The organism is Pseudomonas fluorescens (assembly GCF_041354075.1).
GTDB lineage: Bacteria > Pseudomonadota > Gammaproteobacteria > Pseudomonadales > Pseudomonadaceae > Aquipseudomonas > Aquipseudomonas fluorescens_CE.
On sequence record NZ_JARZGC010000001.1, the window covers coordinates 209,051 to 229,695 of the forward strand.

Genomic DNA, 20,645 nt, shown 5'->3' on the forward strand with positions numbered 1-20,645 from the left:
CGCGCAGGCTATGCTTAGGGGCAGAATCGATAATCAGGGCGAATCGAACCCTGGCACAGGCAGTTATTTGGACTTTTTGGGGCTGACAGGATGATTGGTCTACTGAAGCGCGCAATCGCTCATTTCGCCAGGACAACGGGACGTGCAACCTTCCTTTACAAGCGGTTTTGCCGACCGGATGGTTTCGAGTGGGCGCGCTACCTGGTGCGCTGGAAGTCCCTGCACTCCATTGGTGAGAACGTGTGGATCAATGTCGGGTGCAACATAACCGACCCCACGCTGGTGCGCCTGGGCAACAATGTCGGCTTGTCCGATTGCACGCTGATCGGCCACGATGCGTCGGTCGCGCTGCTCAACGTACGCTTCGGGACAAAGCTGGACTCGGTCGGTCCGATCGACATCCTTGACAATGTGTTCATCGGCCATGGCGCGATCATCCTGCCGCGGGTCAAGATCGGCCCCAACGCGCTGGTCGCGGCCGGCGCGGTGGTCCTGCGCGATGTACCGCCCGATGTCGTGGTCGGAGGCAATCCGGCCAGGGTCATCTGTACCCTGGAAACCTTGTTGAAAAACTCCGAAGAACGATGCGCCGAATACCCGTGGATGGACCTCATCCGCGAGCGCAGCGGTGAGTTTGACCCGGACATCGAATCGAAGCTGCGCACCATGCGGGCCGATTACTTCTTTGGTGAAAAGTCCAATGGCTAGTGCGCCTCTCGATGTGCTGGTGGTCAACTACAACACGGCAGGCCTGTTGCAGCCGATGTTCAACGCCCTGCGCCAGCCTGACGGCCCGGATCGCGCGCGTTATCTGGTGGTGGACAACGCCTCCGTCGATGATTCGCTGGAGCGCCTGGCGAGCATTTGTCCCGAGGCGCTGCTGCTGAGCAATGCCGACAACGTCGGCTTCGGCCGTGCCAACAATCAACTGGTCGAACACCTGCAGGGCAAATACGCACTGCTGCTCAATACCGATGCCTTCGTGGCGCCGGACACCCTGAGCAAGACCCTCGACTACATGGAAGCGCACCCCGATTGCGGCATCCTCGGCGTACGGCTGGAGGGCAGGGACGGGGATCTGCAGCCTTCGTGCCGCTATTTCCCGACACCGCTGAACGTGTTTCTGTCGCGCACAGGGCTTGAACGTTTTTTCCCCTGGGTGAAGCGGGTCGATGACATGCAGTGGGATCACGCCTCCGTCCGCGAGTGTGACTGGGTGCCCGGTTGTTATTACCTGATCCGCCGTGAGGTCATCGACACGGTCGGTCTGTTCGACCCGCGTTACTTCCTTTATTACGAGGAAGTCGATCACTGCAAGCGCGTCAAGCAGGCGGGCTGGAAGGTGATGTTCTATCCGCACACCACCGTGGTGCACATTGGTGGAGAAAGTGCCAAGTCGGTCGATGAGCTCAACGTCGCCAGTCGGCAGATACCCCGGCTGCAAATCGAAAGCGAGCTGTTGTATTTCCGCAAGCACCACGGTGTCCCGGGGCTGGTCTGGCACATGGCGCTGGTGTGCCTGGGCGACCTGATCCTCGCGCTCAAGGCACTGCTCAAGCGCCGTGGTCGCGCCGCCATTGGCGCCTGCTGGGAACATGCCCGGGTCACCTGGGCGCTGCTGCGTGATACCCAATTCGCCACCCAACCCACACGGTAGAGTCATCATGTTCGACAACATACGCGCGGATCTGCGTGCCTACGGCGGTGACTGGGGCGCCCAGGGCTTCTGGGTGATGCTGGTTTACCGCTTTGGTCGCTGGCGCTACGGCGTGCGCCCGGCGCCGTTACGCAAAGTGTTTTCCCTGCTCTACAAAGTGCTGTTCAAGCTGGTGCAGATCGTGACCGGTATCGAGCTGCCGTGCGAAGTGGAGGTCGGACGCAACTTCGTCATCGATCATTTTGGCGGCATCGTCATCAGCGGCTACGCCCGGTTTGGCGATGATTGCCGCCTGCGTAACGGCGTCGTGGTGGGCTTGAAGAATGTCGACGAACCCATCGCGCCGATCATGGGCAACAACGTCGATATCGGTGCCGGGGCCAAGGTCCTGGGCAATATCCGCATTGGCAACAACGTGGTGATCGGTGCCAACGCGGTCGTGCTGACCGACGTGCCGGATGACTGCATGGCCGTGGGCGTACCCGCGATCATCAAGCGACGACAGCCTGTACAGGCAAAGGAACCCTCATGAACGTTTGTGCCTGGATTCGGTGAGCGCCTTGATCGATGGAATGGGTGTGGTGGTGATCGGACGCAACGAAGGCCAGCGGCTGGAGCGTTGCCTGGCGTCACTGATGGGGGCGGCGCAGCAGATTGTCTACGTCGACTCGGGGTCCACCGATGGTTCGGTAGCATTGGCGCGTGCGCGCGGCGTCGCAGTGGTCGAGCTCGACATGACGATCCCGTTCACGGCGGCCCGCGCGCGCAACGAAGGCTTTGCCTGCGTGCAAGGCCTGCTGCCGTCGATGCGGCATGTGCAGTTTGTCGACGGTGACTGTGAAGTGGTCGCCAGCTGGCTGCCCCGGGCCCAGGCGTTCCTCGATGCGCGACCCGAGGTGGCGGTGGTGTGCGGGCGGCGCCGTGAACGCTTTCCAGAGCGTTCGGTGTACAACCTGATGTGTGACATCGAATGGGACACGCCCATCGGCGAAGCCCGGGCCTGTGGCGGCGATGCGCTGATGCGCGCGGACGCCTTTGCCGCCGTGTCCGGTTTCCGCGCCGTGCTGATTGCCGGCGAAGAGCCGGAACTGTGCGTGCGCTTGCGGGCGCAAGGCTGGAAGGTCTGGCGCCTGGATGAGGAAATGACCTTGCACGATGCGGCCATGACCCGTTTCGGCCAATGGTGGAAGCGCACCTTGCGCGGTGGCCACGCGTTTGCCGAGGGCGCATCGCTGCATGGCGCAACGGCCGAGCAGCACTGGCGACGTGAATCGCGCCGTGCCTGGTTCTGGGGCCTGGGGGTGCCGCTGGCAACGCTGGTCGCCTGCGCGATCCTGGGCGCGGCAGGGTTGTTGCTGCTGCTGGTTTATCCGTTGCAGGTGGCGCGTCTGGCACGTCGCGGTGGCCGGTCGACGCGAGAGAACTGGCTGCTGGCTTTCTTTCTGGTGCTGGGGAAGTTTCCCGAGATGCTGGGACAGATCAAATTTCTGTTGAACAGATTCGGCGCCGGCAAGTCGGCCTTGATTGAATACAAGTGAGGCGTTCATGGATTATTGGCTCACCCTCAAAAGCTTGTTGTGGCTCAATGCCGGGGTGACCCCGAGGGCCTTGAAAAACCAGCTCAAGGTCCCCGGCCTGGTGGCCAGGAACCGGCCAGCCCTCGAATCGTTTTCTGCGCGCATGTCAGCGGCGTTGGGCGCCAACGGCCTGCAAACCCTGGGCACCGATTGCCTGGGCGTGGTCCAGTGGCCCTACGTCAGCAAAGCCTGGGAGGCTGAGCAGCGCCTGGGAGCCATCGCCTCGCACTACGAAACGATCACTCGGGTCTGCCCGCAACTGTTGTTGTCGGGGCGTGAGCAAACCCTGAAACTGGCCGACCTGTCCGAGTGGGCGGCGGATTGCTCCCTGGTGCTGGATCGGCCGAAATGGTTCATGCGCGAAGGGGAGTTGGTGCTGAACCTGTTTCAGAACGACCTGCGCATTGCGTCACTGGCCTTCACGCTGTGCCGCACCGACAGTGGGGTCGGCCTGTTCATCGGCGCTGTCCAGGGCATTCACAAAGGCGTGGACAGTGACAGGTCCCTGGCGATTTACCGCGACCTGACCAAGGCCTTCGAGGGCCTGCGTCCCAGAAGCCTGCTGATTGAAGTCATCAAACATATCGCGGTCAGGCTCGGCGTGGACAAGCTCTACGCGGTCGGGGATGAGTTCCGCCATCATCGCCACCCCTATTTCGGCGCGCACAAGGCACAGGAACTGGCGGCCAATTACGACGTGATCTGGTTGGAGCACGGGGCGACCCCTTCCGAACGGGAAGATTTTTTCGACATCCCCCTGGCGCCGTCGATCAAGCCGCTCGAGACCATCGCCGCGAAAAAGCGCGCCATGTACCGCCGGCGTTATGAATTGCTGCAGAGCACGTTCGACAAGGTCGATGCCGTGCTGATCGGTACCAGCGTCGCGAACGCGCCGGTTGAAGCTTTCGACAGCGCTGCCGGCGTGGCCATGCCCGCCGCCGCCACCCCCAACGACAACTAAGCCCGGTCCCTATGCGCATCGCTTACTTCATCAATCAATACCCCAAGGTCAGCCACAGTTTCATTCGTCGCGAGATCCTGGCGCTGGAGCGCCAGGGCTTCGAAGTGCAGCGCATTGCCTTGCGCGGCTGGGACGCCGAATTGGTGGATGCCGAAGACGTGTCCGAGCGCGACAAGACCCGCTATGTGTTGCAGGGCGGCGTCAAGGAGCTGCTCAAGCCGGTGCTGCACATGTTGCGCGAACGGCCGCGGGCGTTTTTTTCAGCCTTGCGGCTGGCACTGCGCATGGGCCGGCGCGCCGACCGTGCCTGGCCCTATCATTTGATCTACCTGGCGGAAGCCTGCCGGCTGCTGCCCTGGTTGCAGGCGTTTGGTGCGCAGCATGTGCACGCGCACTTTGGCACCAACTCCACCGAGGTGGTGATGCTGGCCAACGCCCTCGGCGGGCCGGCGTACAGCTTTACCGTGCACGGTCCGGAAGAGTTCGACAAACCGCAGTTCATTCATCTGGGCGAAAAAGTCCGGCGCTCGGCGTTTGTCGCGGCCATCAGTTCCTATGGCCGCAGCCAGTTGTATCGCTGGGTCGATCATGGGCACTGGGCCAAGGTCAAGGTTGTGCACTGCGGGCTGGAGCGAGCGTTTCACGAGGTGCCGGCGGTGCCGGTACCTTCCGTGCCACGCCTGGTCTGCGTGGGGCGCTTGTGTGAACAGAAAGGCCAGCTGTTCCTGATGGAAGCGGCGCGCTTGCTGGCGGCGAAAGGCGTGGACTTCGAAATCGTCCTGGCTGGCGATGGCGAGATGCGCGGGCAGATCGAAGCCCTGATCGCCCGGCATGGCCTGCAAGCACGAGTGAAAATCACCGGGTGGATCAGCAGCGAGCAGGTGCGCGCAGAAATGCTCGCTGCGCGCGCCATGGTCCTGCCGAGCTTTGCCGAGGGCTTGCCGGTGGTCATCATGGAAGCCATGGCGTTGCGGCGTCCCGTCCTGACGACCTTCGTCGCCGGCATCCCCGAATTGGTGCGCCAGGGTGAGAACGGCTGGCTGTTCCCGGCGGGTGCGGTCGAGGAGTTGGCGGACGCCCTGCAGGATTGCCTGGCGCAACCTGTCGAGGTGTTGCAACGGATGGGCGAGGCTGCGTACCAGCGCGTGCTGGAACGGCACGATATCGATACCGAAGCGGCCAAACTGGCGGCTCTGTTCAAGGCGCAGGCATGATCACATTAATCGGTTGGCTGTTCAGTGCAGTGCTGCTCCTCATCCTGCTGCCCGTGCTGGTGCTGTACGTGCAGGTGCTGCTGGCCTGCCTGCCCGCGCGTTCGCCCGCGCCTGCCAGCAGCCCCCGGCCGCGGTTGGCGGTGCTGGTACCGGCCCATAACGAATCCTCGGTCATCGTCGCCACCCTCCACAGCATCAAGGCGCAGTTGCAGGAGGGCGATCGCCTGTTGGTGGTCGCCGATAACTGCACCGACGACACCGCCGCCGTGGCCCGTGCGGCGGGGGCCGAGGTGGTCGAACGCAGCAACGACCAGCAGCGGGGCAAGGGCTATGCGCTGGAGTTCGGTACGCGTCACCTGGCCGGCGATGCGCCGCAGGTGATGATTGTCATCGACGCCGATTGCCAGTTGGGGGAGGGCACCCTCGAGCGCCTGGCGATCCGTTGCATCGAATCCGGACGCCCGACCCAGGCCCTGGACCTGATGCACGCTCCCGCCGGCTCCGGGCTGAAAGTCCAGTTGGCCGAGTTCGCCTGGTGCGTGAAAAACCGCGTGCGGCCGCGTGGCTGGGCCTGGCTCGGCCTGCCTTGCCCGCTGATGGGCACCGGGATGGCATTTGTCTGGAAGGACCTGGCCCTGATCGAGCTGGGCAGCAACCACATTGTCGAAGACCTGAAGATGGGGCTGGATTTCTGTCGCAGCGGCAAACCGCCGCTGTTTTGCCCCGAGGCGCTGGTGACCAGCTATTTCCCGCGCACCGACGAGGGCCTGGCCACTCAGCGTACCCGTTGGGAACATGGGCATCTGGGCGTCATCCTCGGCGACGCACCGAAGCTGTTCGTGGAGTCGATTCGCGACAGAAACTGGAAGCTGCTGGCAATGACCCTGGACCTGTGGGTCCCGCCACTGGCGTTGTTGACCCTGGTGCTGGGTGCCGGCTTTGTGGTCTCCTGGCTGCTGTTTCTGCTGGGTGCAGGCGCGACACCGGCGGTCATCGCCACCCTCGGCATGGCCTTGCTGGGAGTGACCATTTTGCTGGCGTGGAGCCAGTTCGGGCGCGCGATCATCTCGTTCAGGGCCTTGATGTACGCGCCGCTCTACGCGCTGAAGAAAATTCCCCTGTACATCGGCTTTCTGCTCAAGCGCCAGGTCGAATGGGTGCGTTCGAAACGGGATGATCACTGATGAGCGTCCTGGATTGGCAGCGCAACTGGCAGACGATTGTGCAGAAGATCAGGGTGGTCAGCGAGGGTGCTGACGAGCAAGCCCTGATCGAGGCGCTGTGCCGCACCGAGACGCCGACCGTGCTGGGGTTCGTCAATGCCCACGCCATGAACCTGATCACCGCTGACGGCGATTATTTCCAGGCCCTGTCGTCCGCCGACGTGCTGTTGCGCGATGGTTCGGGCATGAGCATTCTGTTTCGTCGCCTCGGCCTGGCACCGGGGCTGAACATGAATGGCACCGACCTGATTCCCGAATTGCTGGCGGCCTTTAACGGCCGGCGCGTGGCGTTCTGGGGGACGCAAGAGCCGTACCTGAGCAACGCCGTGCGACATGGCCAGGCCAGCTTCTCGGTCAATGTGGTCTCGGCCCACCACGGTTTTGCGCCGATGCAGACCTATGTCGAGCTGGCTCGTCAATCGCAGCCCGAGTTGGTGGTGCTGGGCATGGGCATGCCCAAGCAGGAAGCCGTCGCGGCCATGCTGGCGGCCAGCGGTACACCCTGTCTGATCGTGTGTGGCGGAGCGATCCTGGATTTTCTCGGCGGCAAGGTTTCGCGCGCTCCGCAGTGGATGCGTCGTCTCGGATGTGAGTGGATATTCAGGCTGATCAGCGAACCCGGGCGCCTGTTCAAGCGCTATGTGGTGGGTAACCCGATGTTTTTGTTACGCACGTGGTTGAGCAGGAATTCTTGACAGGGCAGGCCTTTCGTAACAACTGTGAAATATCTTGCAAAACTCTTGGCTTGCATCTTTACTCTGCTTAGTATTTCGACTTGGCAGGTGTGCTGGAGACTTTTTTCTTCATAACGATGTTTGACGACTTGATGGCGTCAAAAACCGGATTCCACGGAGGGATTTGCGAGTATTTCGCAAGAAGGAAAGTGTGGCATGTATCGGAAAACCGCAGCGCACGACGCGTCAGGTTTTATGAGAACGTGCTGCGTCGCAGAGTGCTCGTGTCGAATAGTTGGTTTATGGGTTGTTAAACCGGAATAAACTTTATTTGGCGTGTGTTGATAAACAAAATGAAAGAACAAGCAGCAGCACAATTGCGCAAGTTGTTATCACCGTCGCTGCGATTCGAACTGCGCAACGCGCTCGCCTGGCTGCAGGACATGGCGGCGCGCGCCTGTTTCTGGCGCTGGGAAATAGTCAGGTTCAAACTGCGCGAAGACAGCGCCCACGACATCCTGTATCTGGGCACGAAGGAGCGCCGTGAGTTCGTGCAGGTGCTGCTGGGTGCCAAGTCCAGAGAGGTAGGGACCCGGCTGCGGTTGCACAAGTCCGAGCGCACGGTCCTGGTCAGTGAAATTCCGACCCCGGGCGCGTTGCACGTGCCCCAGTTGCTCAGTGCAGTGGTGCCGCTGAATCGATCGATCGAGGACATCACCGCACAATACAACACCGAGTTACGGCGTAACCTGCGCAAGAACCGGGCACGCTACCGGATGCAACAGGCGTTGAACGATGACGATATCGCCAGTGCCGACCGGGACATGCTTCAGCCCTATGCCAGTGCCCGGCATGGTTCGGCCGCCTCGCAAATTGAAACCCATGAAGTGCATCGGGTGGCGAAAACCGCCGGACGGCTCGATCTGGTGTTGCTCGAGGACGAGGTCGTGGCGTGCCACCTGGGCTGCGTGGTCACCCGCGCCGGCAAGCGCTATTGGAGCACCGTGCGGTTTGGCTACCCGGATACGGTGTTTTCCGATCAGAAGAAGTTGCGTGAAGTGAATTCGATCACCACGTTCATGGCGCTCGAATGGGCGATCGAGAACGGCTTCGACTACTACGATATCGGCACTTGCCTGGCCCGCCCGGACGATGGCCTTCTCGAATGGAAGAGAAGGCGTGGAGGGGATGTCGATACACTGGGTAATCACGGTTATTTGTTCGTTACATTGCCGAAAGTTGGCGTGCCTGAGTTCTTGTGGGAAACGCCGTTGTTTGCTGTTGAAAGTAAAAAGTTAGTGCTTCATCTTGGCGTGCCGGACGGCAAGCCTGTTGAAGAAGTTGCCACTCGCTATCGAGAAATGGGGTTTGGCGGATTGTCCAGAATCTATCTTCATTGTTCGAATGCGCCGCGAGAAGAACTGCTCGATGTTGTTCGAAGTCGATACAGTCATTTGAACTTGCCGCCTGTCCTGGAAAGTGTTGTCACCTGAAGAAGTTGCCGACTGACAAAGTTCATGGGTATAGCCTCGGCTGGAGGGTGGACACATGTTGGGATTCAATGCACCGAGTAGCAGTTATCCGCTCAGGTGGAGTCTTGCTGCGTATAAATACATGTTCAACACCCGTGTCACTCGCCAGCCAGCGGCGACCCTGGAAAGCCTGGCGGTCAAGACCTGGGAAATTGCCCCAGGCTCCAGCGCGATTGCGCCTGCGGCCTTTTACCTGCCCAACCAGTTGGAACGTGTCACCGGATGGGAGGAGGCGCTGTTTTATCCCAACGAGCATCCCCGTCGCACCATGGAGGGCGTCGGGCTTGTCGAGCACGGGGCGACCCGGGGCTTTCTGCTCAAGGACGTGTGGATGATCGACGGCGCCTTGTACAAGGGCAATGCCAAGTCCTGGCTGACCCCGGGGGCCGGTCGGTTTCCCGGCATTCGCGTGGAAAACGAAATCGATCGTGGCGCGTTGTATTGCACCATGGGCGGCAACAAATGGTTTGGCACCTGGCTGATGGACGACTGCCTGACCTATCGCCTGGCCTGCAATGAAGGCGTTCCGGTTACCACCGCGCCCTTTGCCGACAATATGTCCATCGCCCGCAACGGCATCCTGCACGCCCCGGGTTACGAGCGTTGGCTGGGCATGAATCCGCTGCGCCTGCGCAACGCGCATTTTCGGGAATTGGTGATTTTCAACGACCTCAGCCAGAACCAGAACAAACACCTGCGGTTCCGGGCGATGGGCGAGCAGTTGCTGTCGCACGTCAACGTCAGCCCCCACCCGGGGGTGTTCATATTGCGCGGCGGCCACGGTTCTGTACGGCGCCTGCGCAACGAGATGGAAGTGGCCGAGCGCCTGCGCGACCGCCGCGGGTTCCGTATTGTCGATCCCGCCACCTGCGATGTGCCGACCATTGTCGCGGCATGCGCCGGCGCCCGGACCGTGGTCGGCATCGAGGGCAGTCAGCTGATTCATGGGGTCAACGTGTTGCCGCCGGGTGGGTCGCTGCTGGTGTTGCAACCGCCCAATCGCTTCCTGTGTTTCTTCAAATACCTGACGGACCGTGACCGGCAGAACTTCGGTTTTGTGGTCGGGATACCGGAGGGGGACGGCTTCAGGGTCGACCCTGATGAGGTCGAGCGTACGCTGGATCTGTTTCCATCAGCAACGCCGTAACCCCCTGTAGGAGCGAGCATGCTCGCGATGGTCGTCAACGATGAAGAGGGGTATCAGACAGCCCGCGTCATCGTTAAACACCATCGTCGGAACGCCGCCCGGGACAAGTCCGCTCCTACAGGGTGCGGGCCCGCTCAATAGGCGTGCTTGCCAGAAAACGCAAACACCGTGCGCGCAAGAATCACGAAGTCGAGCCACAGCGACCAGTTGTTGATGTACTCGATGTCCGAGTCGACCCGGCGGATCATCTGGTCGATTTCCCGGGTTTCGCCCCGAAGCCCGCGCACCTGGGCCAGGCCGGTGATGCCGGGCTTGATGTTGTGGCGGGCAAAGTAGCCCGAAACATCCGGCGAGTACTGCACGTCGTGCTGGATGGCATGCGGGCGAGGGCCGACCAGTGACATCTCGCCCATCAACACGTTGAACAACTGCGGCAACTCATCGAGGCTGGTACGGCGGATGAAGGCTCCCACGCGAGTGACCCGGGGATCATTCTTCTGCGCCTGCTTGATGGCGCCATCGGCCGGTTGATGAACCACCATGCTCCTGAATTTCCAGATACGGAACGACTCGCCACTCCAGCCCATGCGCTCCTGGCGAAAGAACACCGGCCCCGGGCTGTCGAGTTTGATCGCCAGGGCCACCAGCGCCAGCACGGGCGCAGCGATCAACAGGATGAGGGAGGTGAGGACCTTGTCTTCGAGGTTTTTCAGGAACAGGCGCATGCCGATCAGCGGGGTTTCCGACAGGGTCAGCACCGGAATGCCGGCAATTTCCCGCACGCTGTGGTTGATCAGGCGCAGGGAAAAGATGTCCGGGACCCAGTTGACCGAAATGTGTTTGTCGAACAGCCGCAGGTAAACATCCTGGATGACCTCCGACCCGCCCAGCGGCGTGACGAAATACACGGTGCGGATGGAATGTTTGACCACCAGTTCATCCAGGTGCGAGATGTCGCCCAGAATCGCCAGCCGATGCTTGATGTTCGCCGGCTCCTTGCCTCGGTCATCGTCCGCGCCAATCAGCACGCAGCCGACGATACGCTCGCCCAGCCAGGGGTTGGTGCTGATTTTCTTGTGCAGGTAGTTGGCCAGTTCGCCCGACCCGATGATCAACGCGTTTTCCAGTTGCGTCGGGTGAGCGAGGAATTTCTTCTGCATTTCCCGCGTGCCCAGGTGCAACAGCAACTGAGCGACATAACCGAGGACGAACAGCTCGCCCATCAACAGGCGTGAATAGACTTCGCTCTGTTTGGTCAAAAACGCCATGGCCACCAGGAACCCGAAGGTCGCGGTCCAGGCTTTGAGGAGTTTGAAAGCCTTGACGGTAAACACCACGTTGCTGCGGTAAATGGCGTAGTGGTCGTAGACCACGGCCAGGGCCCCGAGCAGCAACAGCAACATGATGACGTAGTCTTGGGTGATGTAGCCGATGTGGTAATTGATCAAGAACCAGGCAACGCCGGTGACTGCAACGCAATCGAGACCGGCCTGAATCACTGTACTGGTACTGCTTCTACGCTGGAGCACGGAGCGGGTGTTGTTAGGCTCAAAAATCATGCTTGGACCTCATTTGCTTTCCTTCGCGCTCGATAATGACGAGATTCAGGTCAATCAGGCCCCCCACAGAGCCCTGGCGTCATCGGCAAGCTACTCGAACCCATCATGCTGCTTTTCGCAGGTGCTGTCACTTTAGCAGCAGTACGCGTACTTGTAGGAGCGAGCATGTCGAGGCGTCGAACCGTCGCGATGGTGTCATACGCACCGCTGGGCATCAGGCACCCAGCGTTATCGTTAACGACCATCGCGCGCATGCTCGTTCCTGCAGGGTTGTTGCGTACGCTGCAGTTTGAGACAAATTGGAGCCTGTTACATACCACTCAAGCCAGCATCGACTGCAAATCACCCTGACGATCCAGTTTCGCCAGATCATCGAAGCCGCCGACATGGATATCGCCGATGAATATCTGCGGCACGCTTCGGCGGCCACCGCTGCGGCTGAGCATCTCCTGGAATTTCCCGGGTTCGGCCTGAACGTTGATTTCCTCGGCGGCAATCCCTCGGCTGGCCAGCAACGCCTTGGCGTTACGGCAGTACGGGCAGGTGTCGGTGGTGTAGAGCGTCACGGTGTTCATCAGCGGTACTCCTGGGTGAGGACGTCAGTTCAAGCGTCGATGGCCGGGAAGTCGATATCGGTCAAAGCAGCGTTGTTGAGGTAGTTGGTCAGGGTCATCAGGGCGACCTGGGCGATCACTTCGATGATTTTGCCGTCGTCGATGCCGGCTGCCCGTGCCGCTTCCAGCTGTTCGTCGCTCAACTGGCCACGGCGTTCGGTGATCTGCCGCGCAAGGGTGGCAATGGCGTTCAGCTCTCCCTGGCGTGCGTCGTGGATCTGCTGCGCGGACATCCCGGCCTTGCCGGCAAAAAAGGTGTGGGCGCTCAGGCAGTAATCACAGCCGTTGACCTGTGACGTGGCCAGGGCGATGACCTCTTTTTCGACGGCGCTCAGCGACGTCTTGCCGAGGGTGGCCGACTGCTGCATGTAGGATGTCAGCACGGCGGGGGCGTGGATCAGGGTCTTGAACATGTTCGGCAGGAAACCGATTTTTTTCTGCACGCCTTCCAGCAGTGGGCGGGTGGCGTCGGTGGCGAGTTCAAGGTTCAGGGCGTTGATGCGGCTCATGGTGATTCTCCGTATAGGGCGCGGTATGCGCTGGGTACGGAATCCATGTTAATGATCGGCTATGGCTTATTGGCTGCAAATCGTCGAGGATATGCGACAGATCGTCCAGACTTGCCGGCGGGAGTGCCACCATGGATCGCTTGTCCACCTTGCTCAGCCATTTCGGCGTCAGTGCCGGAACCTTCCACAGCGGTACGTTCTGCGGCGTCACCGCCTTCGACGGTGAGCAGGCCTGCGGCCACCTGCACCTGCTGCGCGGCGGCGAACTGAGCCTGAAGCTGGCTGACGAACGCGAACTGCAACTCGACAGCCCCACGCTGATCTTTTTTCCCAGGCCTTACCGTCACCGCTTGTTCGCTGCCGATGCGTCCGACACGCAACTGGTGTGCGCCTCGCTGGATTTCGACGGCGGGGCGGGCAATGCGCTGGCAGCGGCCTTGCCCGATTACCTGGTGCTGGACCTGAACGAGGTGCCGAGCCTGGCAGGCACCCTCGAGTGGTTGTTCAACGAAGCCTTCGACGGCCAGTGCGGTCGGGAGGCGATGATGGACCGCCTGTTCGAGGTGCTGGTGATTCAGTTGCTGCGACACCTGCTGAGCAGCCGTGAGCAAAGCCCCGGCTTGATGGCCGGCCTGGCCGACCCACGGTTGGCGCGGGCCCTGAGCCTGATGCACGACACCCCGGCCAGGGCCTGGACCGTGGCCGAGCTCTCGGCGGCCGCCAACATGTCCAGGGCCAGTTTTGCCGAGCACTTTCGTCAGGTGGTCGGGCAGACGCCGGTGGATTATCTGGTGAGCTGGCGCGTCAGTCTGGCGCAGAAGCGCCTGCGCGAGGGCAAGTCGATTGCCTTGATTGCCGATGAAGTCGGCTACGAGAGTCCATCGGCGCTGGCCCGGGCGTTTCGTCGCAAGACCGGGGTCAGCCCGCGTGAGTGGGGGCAGGCGGGCAAGCGCCGCTAGGCGCTGCGTTCAGGGCGTTATGCCGTCTTCGATGGCAACGCCTTACGCGCGCTTTTGCCGGCCATGCCGTCGGGCCGCATCAGCCAGTTAAGCAGATCGGCCAGTTGCGCGTTGTTCAACGCCGACTTTGACCTGCCGGGGACGGGCACAAGAAACTCGCGGCCTCCCGGGACCTTCAATAAGTTGCCGACGAATCCGGCCATTCTTGGGGTGTCATGGCGGGGGAGACCATGCCATTGCCCAGGTGGCAGCCGGCGCATTGCACCTGGTAGTTGACGCCGACGCTGCAGCCGGCCTGGTCGATCGGTGTCTGCAACGCTTCATGGCCCGGCGCGTGACGCTGGGCCGCATCAGGGATGGCGCGTGTAAACTTGCTGTTTGGAGTCCGGAAATAATCCACCGTTACATGGATATCTGGACGAAAAAGTCCTCTATTTGCAGCTACGGGGAAAAACGCTGGTTCTTTGCTCTTTCGTTGTTGGCGGTGGAAGCGGATCTCGTGATACTCGATGAGCCTACTGCTGGTGTGGATCCTGAGTTCAGACATTACATTTGGAAATGCCTGCGTGGAGCTGCCAGTGAGGGAACGGCCATTCTAATGTCTTCGCATAATATCGAAGAAGTCGCGAGCAACTGCGACTGTTTCTACATGATCAGCCAGAAACAATTCAAACCATTCGATTCGGGAAAGGAATTCGCAAGTCACTACGGCGTTGATTCCTTGGATGAGGCCTTTATACGCGGGGCCGCTGGGCACTTGTGAAGCATCAGGCCGGTATTGAAAGATTCGACAACGTCCCGAAGGTCACTGGCGGGTCTTGAATTATTTAGGATCCAGATCGACAGATGGTAACCATCGGCGGCGCCTGCTTTTTGCCGGCAATGAAGTCTGGCACCCTGTGGGTCAACGCCCACGTGCTGCTCGACCCGGCGATGCCGTTCGGTGGGGGCAAGCAGTCAGGGATGGGCCGCGAATTCGGTCGCGCGTTGATCGAGGCCTACACCGAGCTCAGATCAGTTTGCATCGCCCCCTGATTCACACCGTCGGCGCGGGCTTCGCCAGTTCGATGCCCGCCGCACCCAGGCGCTTGAGGATCTCGAACAGCAGGTCACTTTTGGTGACCCCGATGATCCTCGGGCTGGTCACGTAGCCGGTGACGGTCAGGGTGATGCCATCGGGCGTCAGCTTGCTGAAACGAACCACCGGCGCCGGTTTCTCGAGGATGCTTTCGTTCTCGGCATAGGCGTTGTAGAGCAGGTCCTTGACCTGTTCGGGGTCGATGTCCAGGGGCAAGGTCAATTCGAGTGACGCCACCCCCTGGGCACTGCCACCCAGGGTCACGTTGCGCAGGTTCTGCGAAATCAGCTGCGAGTTGGGCACGATGACGATCGAGCGATCACTGAGCTGGATCTCGGTGGCCCGCACGTTGATTCGGCGGATGTCGCCTTCGACGCCGCTGATGCTGATCAGGTCGCCGACCTTCACCGGGCGCTCGGTCAGCAGGATCAGGCCGGACACGAAATTCTTGACGATTTCCTGCAGGCCGAAGCCAATCCCCACCGACAGCGCACTGACGATCCACGCCAGGTTGGTCCATTGCACGCCCAGCGACGACAGGGTCAGCAGCACAACCGCCGCGTAGGCGATGTTGGCGAACAGCGTGCTGAGCGAGGCGCACATGCCGGGGTCCATGCGGGTCTTGGGCAGAAACTCGTTGTCCAGCCAGCGCCGCAAGGTACGCACCAGGTAGATGCCGATCAGCAGCGCCAGCACGGCGTTGAGCAAATGTCCCGGGATGATGTTCAGTTTGCGCAACCCGGCGCCGCCGAGGATGGCCACGGTCTGGTCGATCAATTGGCCGAGAGTGGTGCCCACGCTGCCGACGAACAGGGTGATGATCGCCAGCAGGATCAGCGCGGCGCGGCCTGCGCCCGACAGCACCACCGACGCCTGTTCGAGGCGTGTGTCGCCGATGCCCAGCACTTGCTTGAGCGACTTGCCGCTGGCGCTCCTGGGGGAGAACAGGTGTTCGCAGGCATCGTTGAACAACTGCACCAGCAGGTAGAAACCGGACAGGATGATGAACATCCACACCAGTTGATAGGTGATGAAACGTGCGGCGGAGATGTAGCCGATCACCAGCGCGCACAGCGAGGCAATCACGCACAGGCAGGCGAAGGCATACAACAGGCTGGTGACGGCGGAGTGTGCCGGCGGATGCTCGCCCGAAGCTGCCACCAGCCGGCGGGCCTTGCTGACGCGCAGGAACAGGGCGCCGATCAGCAAGGTCACCACCAGTGAAACGAAACCCCGGGCAAACAGTACGGCCTGACTGCTCATGTCGGAGACATTGACCACCTGCACCACTGTCAGCAGGCCCAGCAGGACGCCGGCCATCAGTCTGGGGAAGGGCCTGATCGCCTGCGCGACCGGTTCGGCGATCGTCGGCAGGCGCCAGGAAGGGTGTTGTGTCGACAGCAGGGCGCGGCTCAGGCCGGTGATCAGCACGCACACATACACCACTTTTTCGAACTCGTCGGAGTAGCTCTGCATCAGTGGCGACAAGGGTATATGCCGGGTCAGTGCATAGAACAGCAGGGCCAGTGCGCAGGCGGTCGTCAGCAGGGTGGCGGCGACAGAGGCAAAGGCCAGGGAGCTTCGGCGCAGTCGACCTTCGGGCATTCGGTGAATGCACACCCACGTCAAGCCACGGTCCGCGACCCGGCGTCCTACCGTCCACAGGACGAACGCCAGTATCACCAGCGTCACCGTGAGCAGGCGCTCGCCGGGCAGCCAGGCCACCGCCACCGCCGCTGCCACGTGCTGGGTGAAAGTGCGCACGCGCTGCACGTCGTCCTCCTGGGGCTTGAACAACGGCGCCCAGAAGGTTGCGCTCAGCACACTGGCGGCACGCAGGGACATTTCCGACTCCAGCAGGCTGCGGCGAATCGAAGCAATCTGGATCAGCAGGCCGGCAGCGCTGTCCCTGAGGCCGGTCAGGGTTTTCAGGTTGGCGTCGACTTTGCTTTTCTGCTCGGAAATGGCCGCCCGTTGCGTGGCGATTTCCGATTTCGCCAGGACGACCTCGTCCTGGGAGACGGGCTCCAGCACATCGAGCTGGGCCTGCAATTGTTTCTGCTCGGGCAGCAGCGCCGACTGCATGGCGGTGACATCGGCGATGAACGACTGGATCAGGTCCTGCAAGGTGACCATCTGGGTCACGTTGTTGGCCTGGGACACTTGCTGCTTGATCCGGTCCAGGCGCAGTTGCAGCCCTTGCAGGTCACTCTGGGAGACGGCCAGGGTCGAGAGGCCGGACAGGGAAGGGGCGTTGCCCGTCAGGTCGGCGGCCGACAGCGTTGCGCCACCCGGCACGAGCAGGGTGAGCAGGAGAAAAACCATGGAGCGCAATGCATTGCACATAGCCTGGCCGACTCGGTTGTGGGTCATTCAGCCTATGAGGTTAGGTCATTCCCTCTGCCGGCGAGGGATAGTTTGCCCGGCGGCGCGTGTTCACGCGCTGGATGTACCTCGTCCACAGATCTGGCTTCACAAGTCTCAAATCCAGGGGCTTGAAAAAAAACCAATGCAAATCGCTCGCATTCCTTGTCCCTTTTTTCGACCTGCGCGTCATGGTTAGTAACGCTTACCATTTAGCAGGGTTTCTCATGTCTCGCTTTGTTCGTCCTTTGCACCCACTGGCACTTTCAGTGGCGATGGCTTTTGTTGCGGCGCCGCTGATGGCGGCTGAAACGTCGGTCTCCGATGCACCCGCCAGCGCGGTGCGCAGTTTTTCCATTGCGGGCGGTGACCTGAGCCAGGCATTGAACAGCCTGGCCGAGCAGGCGGGCCTAGTGCTGGCCTTCGACCCGGCATTGACGCGCGGCAAAAGCAGCAAGGGTTTGAACGGCTCCTTCAGCACCGGCGAAGCCCTCGCCCGACTGCTGCAGGGCACTGGCTTGAACGCCATCGCGCTGTCGGCCACGCGTTATCGCATTGAGCCTGCCCCGGAGCCGGTGGAAGGTTCCCTGGAATTGCAGGCCACCAACATCAACGGTGCCTACGCCAGCGAAAGCCCGACGGGTCCGGTGAAAGGCTATGTGGCGACGCGCTCGCTGTCGGCGACCAAGACCGATGCCGCGCTGATCGAAACGCCGCAGTCGATCTCGGTGGTGACCAAGGACCAGATGCGCGCCCAGGGCGCCGAGAGCCTCAACCAGATCCTGCGCTACACTGCCGCCGTCGTCACCGAGAGCCGTGGCTCGACCGCCTCGCGTCTGGACCAGATGACCATCCGTGGTTTCTCCCCGGCGGTGTACCTGGACGGCCTGCGCATGCCCGGCAGCCGCGACGCCTCGCCGCAAAAGGACTCCTTCGACCTCGAACGCGTCGACGTGCTGCGCGGCCCGTCGTCGGTGTTGTACGGCCAGGCCAGCCCGAGCGGTGTGGTGAACATGGTCAGCAAGCGCCCGCTGGACACCCCTTTCCATGAAATCGGCGTCGAATACGGCACCTTCAACAAGAAGCGCACGACCTTCGACCTGAGTGGCCCGATTGACGATCAAGGGGTCTACTCCTATCGCGTGGCCGGTCTGTACGACGATGCCGACGGCCAACTCGAACACACCGAAACCCGGCGTCAGGCGATTTCCTCAGCCTTCACCTGGCGCCCCAGCGAAGACACGTCCCTGACCTTGCTCGGGCACTTCCAGAAGGACCCGAAAGCCGCGTCCTACGGTTCGATGCCGGCCTGGGGTTCGGTGCTGGACAGCCCCCTCGGGCGCGACATCGATGTCGATTATTACGACGGCGAAGAGGATTTCGAGAAAAGCGACCGGCAGTATTTCTCGGTCGGCTACCTGTTCGAACATCACCTGAACGACGTCTGGACCTTGCGCCAGAACGCCCGTTACCTGCGCAGCGAAGGGGTGTACCGCAGCCTCTACCACACCAACCTGCAGGCCAATTACCACACCACCCGGCGCTCGACCATTGCCACCGACGTGGACCTGGATTCCTACACCGTGGATAACCAGGCCCAGGCCAAATTCGAGACCGGACCGGTGCAGCACACCGTGCTGTTCGGCGGCGATTACCAGAACACCAGCACCGACACCAAGTCGGGCTTTGGCGCGGGCCCGGCCCACGATATTTTCGAACCGGTGTACGGCCTGCCGGTGACCACTCCGGCGTTCACCAGCGATGCCACTCAGCGCAACCAGCAGAAGGGGTTGTACTTCCAGGACCAACTCAAGTGGGATCAATGGGTCCTGCTGCTGGGCGGCCGTTATGACTGGGCAACCAACCGCAACAGCACGCTCAACCTGAACACTCAGGCCAAGAGCAAAAGCTCATTGGACAGCGAGGCCTTCACCGGTCGCGTAGGCCTGGTCTATCTGTTCGACAACGGTCTCGCGCCTTACGTCAGCTATGCCGAATCCTTCGAGCCGCAGTCCGGCACCGGCTACGGCGGTTCGGTGTTCAAACCCACCGAGGGCAAGCAGTACGAAGTGGGGATCAAGTACCAGCCACCGGGCAGCAACAGCTTCATCACCGCATCGATCTACGACCTGACGCAGACCAACGTACCGACCCTCGATCCGGACCCGACGCACCTGTGCGGCACCGGTCGTTGCCAGGAACAGAGCGGCGAAGTGCGCTCCCGTGGTTTTGAACTCGAAGGCAAGGCCAGCCTTAACGACAACCTCGATATCACGGCGGCCTATGCCTACCTGGACAACCGCATCACCAAGTCCAACAGCACCGTCAACTACGCGCCGATCGCCGACGTCGCCGTGGGCCCGGCGGTCTCGACCAAAGGCACCACCACCTACGGCATCCCGCGCCACACGGCGTCTGTCTGGGCGGATTACACCTTCCACGACGGCGTCGCCAAGGGCTTTGGTGTCGGCGGCGGGGCACGTTATGTCGGCTCGTCCTGGGGCGATGCGGCCAACACCCTGAAGGTGCCGGGCTACACGCTGGTAGATGCGTCGGTGCACTACGACATCCCGAACATCAACAGCCTGAAGGACAACCTGCGCCTGGCCGTGAATGCGACCAACCTGGCCAACAAAGAGTACGTGTCGACCTGCTATTCGTACTCGTGGTGCTGGTATGGCTCGCAGCGTACCGTGCAGGCGAGTGCGACCTATCAGTGGTGATGCACGGCTGACACCGCCATCGCCGGTTCGCCGGCGATGGTCTTTGCATCCGACATCGCCGGCGCCTGATCGACCGCGGCACGTTATGATAGGCACTCCAGACGTCCGCCCCAGAGTCAAAGCCCTCGATGTTCCAGATCACCCACTACAAAACCCCATGCCCCGAACCCGTCGCCAGTCAGATCCTGCAGCTGGTGGTCGACAACCTGACCGACATCAGCATGGTCGCCATCGCGCCGAGCAACCTGTTGTACAACGTCTACCAGTATGCAATCGGCTTTGAGGTGCACCTCTACCTGGAGGCGCTGAATGGGGAGAAGGGCATCGCCGTGGAATTGCTCGTGGCCACCGACGTGGACGATCCGCAAACGGTGACCGGTTTCCTGCTGTACTTGCCGAGCAAGGATGATCCGGATGCCTGCGCCGTGGCCTACATGGCGGTGCAGGCCAGCCATCGGCGCCAGGGCGTGGCGCGCCGGATGTTGCGGGAAATGGTTGGCCGCTATCCGCACGCCGAGCTGACTTGTGCGGTGGCCAAGGTGCCGTGGTTCGAGTCGATGGGCTTCCAGGTGCTGGGCGCGCGCGGCCCCCAGGTGTTGATGAACACCCGCGATCATCGTTCCGAGGGGTTGATCGGCTTGGTGGAAACGGCGCCGATCTACAGCTCGCTGGAGGTGCGACAGATCCACACCTACCTGCTGCAACGCCACGGCAAGCGCGCCATGCTCGACGCCGAGAAACAGCGCGATAGGCATCTGGATCAGTTGACGTACAAGGCCAATGAGTATGTGCGTAGCCGGTTGAATTGAAGAGAAACACATTCCCTGTAGGAGCGAGCATGCTCGCGATGGAGG

General features: G+C 61.5%; 17 protein-coding genes and 3 pseudogenes. 15 read left to right on the forward strand and 5 right to left on the reverse strand.

From position 1 onward, the window contains the following. The first annotated feature begins 90 nt into the window (after positions 1 to 90). From QIW53_RS01005 to QIW53_RS01050, 10 genes are all read left to right on the forward strand, one after another. Positions 91 to 708: an acyltransferase gene (locus QIW53_RS01005; RefSeq protein ID WP_371047846.1), complete on the forward strand. Its 618-nt coding sequence runs from the start codon at positions 91 to 93 to the stop codon at positions 706 to 708. Continuing rightward, a complete protein-coding gene (locus tag QIW53_RS01010; protein ID WP_371047847.1) occupies positions 701 to 1,657 on the forward strand; it encodes a glycosyltransferase family 2 protein in 957 nt (318 codons plus the stop codon). The genes QIW53_RS01005 and QIW53_RS01010 overlap by 8 nt, the downstream gene beginning before the upstream one ends. Before the next feature lie 7 nt (positions 1,658 to 1,664). Then, on the forward strand, positions 1,665 to 2,189 hold the full coding sequence (locus QIW53_RS01015) for a serine O-acetyltransferase (RefSeq protein ID WP_371047848.1): 525 nt from the start codon (positions 1,665 to 1,667) through the stop codon (positions 2,187 to 2,189). A gap of 40 nt (positions 2,190 to 2,229) precedes the next feature. Further along, complete coding sequence (locus tag QIW53_RS01020; RefSeq protein ID WP_371048074.1) at positions 2,230 to 3,195, forward strand: glycosyltransferase family 2 protein; 966 nt, start codon at positions 2,230 to 2,232, stop codon at positions 3,193 to 3,195. 7 nt (positions 3,196 to 3,202) lie between these two features. Beyond that, a complete protein-coding gene (locus QIW53_RS01025) occupies positions 3,203 to 4,195 on the forward strand; it encodes a DUF535 family protein (protein ID WP_371047849.1) in 993 nt (330 codons plus the stop codon). 11 nt (positions 4,196 to 4,206) lie between these two features. Next, a complete protein-coding gene (locus QIW53_RS01030; RefSeq protein ID WP_371047850.1) occupies positions 4,207 to 5,409 on the forward strand; it encodes a glycosyltransferase in 1,203 nt (400 codons plus the stop codon). Continuing rightward, positions 5,406 to 6,593: a glycosyltransferase family 2 protein gene (locus tag QIW53_RS01035; RefSeq protein WP_371047851.1), complete on the forward strand. Its 1,188-nt coding sequence runs from the start codon at positions 5,406 to 5,408 to the stop codon at positions 6,591 to 6,593. Before QIW53_RS01030 ends, QIW53_RS01035 begins: the two co-directional genes overlap by 4 nt. Continuing rightward, positions 6,593 to 7,327, forward strand: a complete 735-nt coding sequence (locus QIW53_RS01040; RefSeq protein WP_371047852.1) for a WecB/TagA/CpsF family glycosyltransferase — start codon at positions 6,593 to 6,595, stop codon at positions 7,325 to 7,327. The genes QIW53_RS01035 and QIW53_RS01040 overlap by 1 nt, the downstream gene beginning before the upstream one ends. A 332-nt stretch (positions 7,328 to 7,659) precedes the next feature. Next, complete coding sequence (locus tag QIW53_RS01045; protein ID WP_371047853.1) at positions 7,660 to 8,799, forward strand: hypothetical protein; 1,140 nt, start codon at positions 7,660 to 7,662, stop codon at positions 8,797 to 8,799. Between the two features lie 55 nt (positions 8,800 to 8,854). Continuing rightward, positions 8,855 to 9,985: a glycosyltransferase 61 family protein gene (locus QIW53_RS01050; RefSeq protein WP_371047854.1), complete on the forward strand. Its 1,131-nt coding sequence runs from the start codon at positions 8,855 to 8,857 to the stop codon at positions 9,983 to 9,985. Between the two features lie 134 nt (positions 9,986 to 10,119). Here the strand turns inward: QIW53_RS01050 and QIW53_RS01055 are convergent, their stop codons facing one another. The 3 genes from QIW53_RS01055 to QIW53_RS01065 form a co-directional block, all read right to left on the reverse strand. Next, positions 10,120 to 11,544 (reverse strand): undecaprenyl-phosphate glucose phosphotransferase, encoded by a 1,425-nt coding sequence (locus QIW53_RS01055; protein ID WP_371047855.1) that lies wholly within the window; start codon positions 11,542 to 11,544, stop codon positions 10,120 to 10,122. Between the two features lie 320 nt (positions 11,545 to 11,864). Beyond that, positions 11,865 to 12,119 carry a glutaredoxin 3 gene (grxC, locus tag QIW53_RS01060; RefSeq protein ID WP_371047856.1) on the reverse strand — a complete coding sequence of 85 codons (255 nt, stop codon included), beginning with the start codon at positions 12,117 to 12,119 and terminating at the stop codon, positions 11,865 to 11,867. Between the two features lie 29 nt (positions 12,120 to 12,148). After that, a complete protein-coding gene (locus tag QIW53_RS01065) occupies positions 12,149 to 12,667 on the reverse strand; it encodes a carboxymuconolactone decarboxylase family protein (RefSeq protein WP_371047857.1) in 519 nt (172 codons plus the stop codon). Positions 12,668 to 12,798: 131 nt separating this feature from the next. On the opposite strand from QIW53_RS01065, the gene QIW53_RS01070 reads away from it, so the two are divergent. Next, positions 12,799 to 13,626, forward strand: a complete 828-nt coding sequence (locus QIW53_RS01070; RefSeq protein ID WP_371047858.1) for an AraC family transcriptional regulator — start codon at positions 12,799 to 12,801, stop codon at positions 13,624 to 13,626. A 50-nt stretch (positions 13,627 to 13,676) separates the two neighbouring features. Here the strand turns inward: QIW53_RS01070 and QIW53_RS01075 are convergent. Continuing rightward, positions 13,677 to 14,038 (reverse strand): annotated as a pseudogene (locus tag QIW53_RS01075) (cytochrome C); the annotation flags it as partial. On the opposite strand from QIW53_RS01075, the pseudogene QIW53_RS01080 reads away from it, so the two are divergent. Together QIW53_RS01080 and QIW53_RS01085 are read left to right on the forward strand one after the other, a co-directional pair. After that, positions 13,994 to 14,389: pseudogene (locus tag QIW53_RS01080) on the forward strand (AAA family ATPase); the annotation flags it as partial. The pseudogenes QIW53_RS01075 and QIW53_RS01080 sit on opposite strands and share 45 nt — an antisense overlap. A gap of 110 nt (positions 14,390 to 14,499) precedes the next feature. Then, a pseudogene (locus tag QIW53_RS01085) lies at positions 14,500 to 14,661 on the forward strand (aldehyde dehydrogenase family protein); the annotation flags it as partial. Between the two features lies 1 nt (position 14,662). Here the strand turns inward: QIW53_RS01085 and QIW53_RS01090 are convergent. Further along, positions 14,663 to 17,050 (reverse strand): DUF3772 domain-containing protein, encoded by a 2,388-nt coding sequence (locus tag QIW53_RS01090; RefSeq protein ID WP_371047859.1) that lies wholly within the window; start codon positions 17,048 to 17,050, stop codon positions 14,663 to 14,665. Positions 17,051 to 17,295: 245 nt separating this feature from the next. On the opposite strand from QIW53_RS01090, the gene QIW53_RS01095 reads away from it, so the two are divergent. Continuing rightward, a complete protein-coding gene (locus QIW53_RS01095) occupies positions 17,296 to 19,791 on the forward strand; it encodes a TonB-dependent siderophore receptor (RefSeq protein WP_371047860.1) in 2,496 nt (831 codons plus the stop codon). A gap of 128 nt (positions 19,792 to 19,919) precedes the next feature. Further along, a complete protein-coding gene (locus QIW53_RS01100; protein ID WP_371047861.1) occupies positions 19,920 to 20,600 on the forward strand; it encodes a GNAT family N-acetyltransferase in 681 nt (226 codons plus the stop codon). Positions 20,601 to 20,645 lie beyond the last annotated feature (45 nt).